General features: G+C 65.9%; 1 protein-coding gene and 1 pseudogene. Both read left to right on the top strand.

Annotation, left to right across the window (positions count from 1 at the left end; all coding sequences use genetic code 11):
- A partial coding sequence (locus tag EN879_RS31690) for an SPOR domain-containing protein (RefSeq protein ID WP_206521041.1) occupies positions 1–2,057 on the top strand: 2,057 nt, incomplete at its 5' end.
- A 132-nt stretch (positions 2,058–2,189) separates the two neighbouring features.
- Positions 2,190–2,557 (top strand): annotated as a pseudogene (locus EN879_RS31695) (glycoside hydrolase family 3 protein); the annotation flags it as partial.

Genomic DNA, 2,557 nt, shown 5'->3' on the forward strand with positions numbered 1-2,557 from the left:
ATGTTGGCACGGCCCAAGCGGCCGACGCGGATATTGACGATCTTATGCTTGATGAACTCCAGGATCCGGACTCGGACACCATTGGCGATGTCGATTTCGACGATGATGCGTTGGACGCGGCTTTGGCCCAGGGCCTTGATCCGCGTGATGAAGCCGCTCCCCGGGACAATTCGGCGGATTCTTTCGATTGGCTTGCGGAGCGTTCCCAACCGACAGAGCCGACGCGTTCGTGGAGCCGCGTGACGCCGGTTCCGCAGCAGCCGTCATTCAGCACGCAGCCTACGTTTAGCGCTCAGCCGGCCGCTTCGGTGGCATCATCCATGGCCGCAGCGCCGGCAGTCGCCGCCATGACGTCCTATGGTTCGTCCGAGCCGGTCGAAACCTTGGCTCCCGCTGCCCCAGTATCGGCGCCGCAATCGCGCCAGCCGGCGCGTTACGAAGACATGCCCGATGTCGAGACGGTCGATGTGCCCGAGCGTGTCGTGGCGCTGGCGGACGATCTCGATATCCCCGAACTGCACTTCGAGGAAGACCAGCCGGCGTCGCCTGGCTATGACGATCTCGATGCCGAGTTCTCCAGCCTTCTCTCCGAGATGAACGCGGTGGAGGTGACTGCCGCCCCAGCAAGCAACGCGGCCGGCGCGTCTTACGATGATGGCTCCTATGCCGCGGGCTTCAAGCCGGGCTATGACAGCCTCAAGCCGGGCTATGACGGGGTCAAGCCGGGCTATGAGCCGGAAGCGCGAACCTATGCGGCGCGGCCGATGGAAATGTCTGCCCGCGCGGCGCCGCCCACGGGTTATGCCGACGCCTCGGGCTACGACCTCGACAACCTGCCGGGGAGCCAGCCGGCTTCCCAAGCCGATGATTTCACCGTCGATGAACTCGACTACGATCCCGAACTCGACGAGGAGATGGCTGTTCCGGGTCTCGGCGAGCGTGAGGCCGCAAGGCCGTCGCGCGGACGCGGCCTGTTCATCGCCGCGATTGTCGGCGCGGTCGCGGTCGCGGGCGGTCTCGGTGCCTTTGCGCTGTCCTTTGGCGGCAAGGGCGGCAGCGAAGCGCCCGTCATCGTCAAGGCCGACAACGCGCCGATCAAGGTCAAGCCGGAGAATCCGGGCGGTGCCGTGGTGCCGAACCAGGACAACAAGGTCTACGACGCGGTCAGGGGCGCCAAGCCCGCCGAGCCGGTCCAGGAAAAGCTGGTCACCAACACCGAAGAGCCGGTGGACGTGCAGGCGAAGGACCCGGCCCGCGCCATCGATCTTTCGCCGGACCAGAATGCAGCCGGCGCTGGAACCGATGTCGGCAACGCCGCGCCGATGGCCGGCGCTGCTTTGGCCGACAATACGGCGCCAGCTCCCAAGTCCGAGGACCGCATCGCGCAGGTGCTGCAGGATGCAGACAAGGGCACAAATGCCGATGTCGTCGCCATTGCACCGCGCAAGGTGAGGACCATGGTGGTCAAGTCGGACGGTTCGCTGGTGCCGCGTGAAGATCCGGCGGCACCCGCCGCTCCGCAAGTGGCCGCTACCGAGCCGGTCGATCCGGCGCCGCAGCATGTCGCCCCGGCGGCGCAAGCCGATGCCGACCAGACCGGTACCGTGGCGCCTGCCGCCGCCCAGGCGGACGACGAGCCGGCCCTCAAGCCGGTGGCCAAGCCAAAGGCCGAGGCCAAGGCCCAATCGGCCAACACGCCGGCAAAGGTTCCGCTAGCGCCGCAGCGTCCGTCCGACCAGCCGGTCGATGTCGTCGGCGAGGTCAAGCCCGATCAGGTTGCGTCCATCGATCCGGCATCGACCGCGGCAGGCGGTGGCTCGTGGTCGATGCAGATCGCCTCGCAGCCGACCGTCGAAAGCGCCCAGTCCAGTTATCAGGATCTGCAGCGCCGCTATGGCAGCGTGCTTGCCGGGCGTACCGCCAACATCGTCAAGGCCGAGATCGCCGGCAAAGGCACGTTCTACCGCGTGCGCGTTCCGGCCCAGTCACGCAATGACGCGATCAATTTGTGCACCAGCTACAAGGCCGCCGGCGGCAACTGCTTCGTCTCGCGCTAAAGCCGGAGCCAACCGATTGAAAGCCGGCGCGGTCACCGCGCCGGCTTTTTTCATGGGGAAAGCAGATCCGGCGTTGCCGTGGATGAATCCCTGGCGATTCCCTTTGATCGCACAAAGCCCTAAACTGCCGACATGACCGAATCAAAATCCATGATCCTCGGCTGCGCCGGGAAATCGCTCACCCGCGAAGAAATCAATTTCTATCGCAATGAATGCCCGTGGGCCTTCATCCTGTTTGCGCGCAACATCGGCGAGACCGAACAGATCCGCGATCTGGTCGCCGAGATGCGAGACTGCATAGGGCGTCCGGACGCGCTGGTGTTCATCGATCAGGAAGGCGGCCGTGTGCAGCGCTTGCGGCCGCCGCTGGCGCCGAATTATCCCGCCGGCGGCGCGCTGGGCGCGCTGTGGCGCGACGATCATGATGCCGGCGCCCGCGCGGCCTGGCTGATGGCGCGGCTGCATGCTTTCGACCTGTTACGCTACGGCATCACAGCCGA

It is taken from the genome of Mesorhizobium sp. M7A.F.Ca.AU.002.02.1.1, assembly GCF_003998535.1.
Classification (GTDB): Bacteria; Pseudomonadota; Alphaproteobacteria; order Rhizobiales; family Rhizobiaceae; genus Mesorhizobium; species Mesorhizobium ciceri.